The sequence below is a fragment of the Pseudooceanicola lipolyticus genome (assembly GCF_002786325.1).
Lineage (GTDB): Bacteria > Pseudomonadota > Alphaproteobacteria > Rhodobacterales > Rhodobacteraceae > Pseudooceanicola_C > Pseudooceanicola_C lipolyticus.
This window is the reverse complement of the sequence record NZ_PGTB01000250.1, coordinates 1-3,775: the sequence shown is the minus strand read 5'-3', so window position 1 is coordinate 3,775 and position 3,775 is coordinate 1. Positions and strand designations below refer to the sequence as shown.

The 3,775-nt window shown below is 69.3% G+C and carries 5 protein-coding genes; 2 read left to right on the top strand and 3 right to left on the bottom strand.

Annotated elements, in window-relative coordinates; translation table 11 throughout:
- On the top strand, positions 1 to 988 hold a 988-nt coding region (locus tag CVM52_RS24315), incomplete at its 5' end, for a polysaccharide biosynthesis/export family protein (protein WP_100164883.1).
- Positions 989 to 1,121: 133 nt separating this feature from the next.
- Here CVM52_RS24315 and CVM52_RS24310 read toward each other — a convergent pair.
- The 3 genes from CVM52_RS24310 to CVM52_RS28010 form a co-directional block, all read right to left on the bottom strand.
- Complete coding sequence (locus CVM52_RS24310; protein WP_100164882.1) at positions 1,122 to 1,496, bottom strand: PRC-barrel domain-containing protein; 375 nt, start codon at positions 1,494 to 1,496, stop codon at positions 1,122 to 1,124.
- 104 nt (positions 1,497 to 1,600) lie between these two features.
- Positions 1,601 to 2,476 carry a glucose-1-phosphate thymidylyltransferase RfbA gene (rfbA, locus tag CVM52_RS24305; protein WP_100164881.1) on the bottom strand — a complete coding sequence of 292 codons (876 nt, stop codon included), beginning with the start codon at positions 2,474 to 2,476 and terminating at the stop codon, positions 1,601 to 1,603.
- Positions 2,473 to 3,183, bottom strand: a complete 711-nt coding sequence (locus tag CVM52_RS28010) for a nicotinate-nucleotide--dimethylbenzimidazole phosphoribosyltransferase (protein ID WP_100164880.1) — start codon at positions 3,181 to 3,183, stop codon at positions 2,473 to 2,475. The genes rfbA and CVM52_RS28010 overlap by 4 nt, the downstream gene beginning before the upstream one ends.
- Before the next feature lie 80 nt (positions 3,184 to 3,263).
- On the opposite strand from CVM52_RS28010, the gene CVM52_RS24295 reads away from it, so the two are divergent.
- On the top strand, positions 3,264 to 3,775 hold a 512-nt coding region (locus CVM52_RS24295; protein ID WP_240621066.1), incomplete at its 3' end, for an adenosylcobinamide-GDP ribazoletransferase.

Sequence of the window (3,775 nt, the reverse complement as noted above, 5' to 3'; positions counted from 1 at the left end):
GGTCTACCCGGTGACCCGCGCCTTCCTGCCGACGGTGGCGCAATGGCCGGCCACCGGCAGCCAGGAGCGGCTGGGCTGGATCGGCGCCAGCCGCGGCCCGCGCCACCAGCTGATCCAGCCGGGCGACCGGCTGGATGTGCGGATCTGGGACAGTTCCGACAATTCGCTGCTGACCTCGCCCGAGCAGAAGGACATCGCCCTGCCCGACATGCAGGTCGCCGCCAATGGCGCGATCTTCCTGCCCTATATCGGCAGCATCGGCATCGGCGGCATGACCCCGGATCTGGCGCGGGAAGAGATCCAGAGCGCGCTGGAGGCGATCATTCCTTCCGCGCAGGTGCAGCTGTCGCTGACCGAGGGGCGGTTCAACTCGGTCGACCTGGTCGGCGGCGTGGCGGCGCCGGGCAGCTATCCGATGCCGGATCGCGACTATACCGTGCTCAGCCTGCTGGCCGCCGGCGGCGGCGTGCGCAACGACATCCTGAACCCGCAGATCCGGCTGATGCGCGGCGGCGCGATCTATGGCACCTCGGTCGAGACCCTGCTGGACCGGCCGGCGCTGGACACGCGGCTGGTCGGCGGCGACCGGGTGTTTGTCGAGGCCGATACCCGTTATTTCCTGTCCTTCGGCGCCACCGGCGAACAGGCGCAGCACCGCTTTACCCGCGACCGGGTCACCGCGATGGACGCGGTGGCGATCATGGGCGGGGTCAAGGCCAACCTGGCCGATCCCAAGGGGCTGCTGATCCTGCGCGAATACCCCGCCGCGGCGGTCAGCGCCGGCACCCGCGGCCCGCGCCAGACCCGGGTGGTGTTCACCGTCGATCTCACCTCGGCCGACGGGCTGTTCTCGGCGCGCAACTTCGCCATCCAGCCCGAGGACCTGCTGGTCGCCACCGAGGCGCCGATCAACGACGTGCTGACCGTCTCCAATATCGTCGGCAATATCTTCGGCGTGTTCAGCCGCGGCGGCAACGCGCTGAACTGATCCCGGTCCCGGGGCCGGTGGAACTCCGAATATCAGGCTCTAACCGGGCATTTCGTCCGGGTTTCCGGGCGACTGACGCAACCGCCCGGAGCCGTTGCCGGCACCGGGCTGCGGGTCACGCCGACACCGGATCTCAGATCCAGTAATGCGGCACCCGGTAATGCGCGTGGGTGCGCCGCTCCCAGTCGTCATCGGCATACCAGCTGTCATGGCGGGCCGGCGCGCCCTTGACCTCGGCCTCGGTCAGGTCGGTGACGAAACCGCCCTTGCCGGGATCGTAGGTCAGCTTGTTCCACGGCACCGGGCGATGCTCTTCGCCCAGCCCCAGGAAGCCGCCAAAGCCCATCACGGCATAGGCGACCTTGCCCGAGATCTTGTCGATCATCAAATGATCGATCGAGCCGATCTGGGTGCCGTCGCGGCCATAGACAGCGGTGCCGTTTACATCGTCGGACGAGACCAGGGCCCGTCCGGTGGTGTGGTCTTCGGTATATGCGATGGTGTTCATGTCCGTTTCCTCCTCACGCGGAGGCAGAACGGTTGCGCCGGGCGCCCGGTTCCCGCGCCGCGGGCGCCCGATCGGCGGCGGATTGCCGGGCGGCTGACTCCCGCCTAGTCGCGCAGCAGCCCGGCCAGGTAGGCGCCATAGCTGTTCTTGGCAAACATCTCGGCGCGCGCCTGCAGCGCGGCATCGGAAATCCAGCCCTGGCGATAGGCGATCTCTTCCGGGCAGCCCGCCTGCAGCCCCTGGCGCTCCTCCAGGGTGCGCACGAAATTGCCCGCCTCCAGCAGGCTGGCATGGGTGCCGGTGTCCAGCCAGGCATAGCCGCGCCCCATGGTCTCGACCTGCAGCAGCCCGTCGGCCAGGTACATGCCCAGCAGCGAGGTGATCTCCAGCTCGCCGCGCGGCGAGGGTTCCACCCGGCGCGCCCGCTCCGGCGCGCCGCCATCGAGGAAATAGAGCCCGGTCACCGCATAGTTCGACGGCGGCACCGGCGGTTTCTCGATGATCTCGCGCACCGCGCCGGATTCGTCGAAATCGACCACGCCATAGCGTTCCGGATCGGCCACGTGATAGCCGAAGACGGTGCCGCCGGCCGCGCGCGCGCCGGCGCGCGCCATCAGCTCGGGCAGCCCGTGGCCGAAGAAGATATTGTCGCCCAGCACCATCGCCGAGGGCGCCCCGTCGAGGAACGCCTCGGCCAGGATATAGGCCTGCGCCAGCCCGTCGGGCGAGGGCTGCTCGACATAGGTCAGGCTGACCCCCCATTGCCCGCCATCGCCCAGGGTGCGCTTGAACTGGTCCTGGTCCTGCGGCGTGGTGATGATGCAGATCTCGCGGATCCCCGCCAGCATCAGCACGCTCAGCGGGTAATAGATCATCGGCTTGTCATAGATCGGCAGCAGCTGCTTGGACAGCCCCATGGTGATCGGGTACAGCCGCGTGCCCGACCCGCCGGCCAGGATGATGCCCTTGCGTGCGCTCATCTCATCTCTCCAAGTTCCGCCAATATCTCGCGCAGCCCGGCGCGCCAGTCCGGCCGCGCCAGGCCGAAAGCCGCCTCGAAGCTGCGGCAGTCCAGCCGCGAATTCTTCGGCCGCGCCGCCGGGGTGGGATAGGCCTCGGTCGGGATATCCTCGACCGCGCAGTCCACGCCCGCCTGCTCGAAGATCGCCCGCGCAAAGCCGGCCCAGCTGACATCCGGCGCGCCGGCAAAATGATAGGTGCCGGTGCGCGCCGGATCGGCCATCAGCCCGCGCAGCGCCGCCAGGCAGGCGGCCTCGCTCATCGCCGGGGTCTGGGTGAAATCGGCGGTTGGCTGGTCCAGATCCAGCGCATGCACATCCATCTTCGCGCCCGCCGCCTCGGCCAGCTGGTTGATCGCGGCGCCGCCGGCACGGAAATTCAGCACCATCTGCTCGGTCACTTCCGGCGGAAAGGCCGAAACCCCCTGCGCCGCCACGCCGTGATTGCCGGCAAAGACGATCACCTGCGGCGCCGCGATGCGCGGGCGCGGATCGCCGCGCCAGCCGGCATACCAGATCGCCAGCTCTTCCAGCCGGCCCAGGGCGCCGGGCGGCTTGGTCAGCTGGCCATTGCGCGCCGTTGCGCCCTCCAGCGCCGCGGTGTCGGGGCCGGGCGCCTGGGCCAGCAGCCTGCGCAAATGAGATAGGTCGGTCAGGTCGGAACGCATGGCATGCCTCGTTGCATCAAATCGGTCCTCGGTGTTTAACCGAGTTGACCCAGGCCACAACCCCCGGAAAGGACAGGCGTTTGACAAAGCACGGCCAGCCCGTTTTTTCCCCGCGCGCCCTGATCTGGGACGTGGCCGCTGCCTGCCTGCTGCTGACCCGCCTGCCCCTGCCCAATCTGCCCGCCGAGGCCTTTGCCCGCCAGGCCCAGGCGGCATGGGCATTTCCGCTGGCCGGTCTGGTGGTGGCGGTGATCGCCGGAGTGACCGGCGAAACCCTGCTGCAGATGGGCCTGGGCGCGGTGCCCGCCGCCGGGCTGACCGTGGCGCTGCTGGCGCTGCTGACCGGGGCCATGCACGAGGACGGGCTGGCCGATACCGCCGATGGGTTGTGGGGCGGGCGCGACCGCGAACGCCGACTGGAGATCATGAAGGACAGCACCGTGGGCACGTACGGGGTGCTGGCGCTGGTCTTTTCCGTCGGTCTGCGCTGGAGCGCGCTGAGCATCCTGTTGCCGCAGGGAACCGGCGCGCTGATCGCTGCCGCCATGTTGTCGCGCGCGGTGCTGCCGGCGCTGATGGCGGGCCTGCCCCC

What these genes read in the sequence shown, in the direction of transcription:
- CVM52_RS28010 (WP_100164880.1), bottom strand. Translation starts at nt 3,183, where the DNA reads ATGCGTTCCGACCTGACCGACCTATCTCATTTGCGCAGGCTGCTGGCC.
- rfbA (WP_100164881.1), bottom strand. Translation starts at nt 2,476, where the DNA reads ATGAGCGCACGCAAGGGCATCATCCTGGCCGGCGGGTCGGGCACGCGG.
- CVM52_RS24310 (WP_100164882.1), bottom strand. Translation starts at nt 1,496, where the DNA reads ATGAACACCATCGCATATACCGAAGACCACACCACCGGACGGGCCCTG.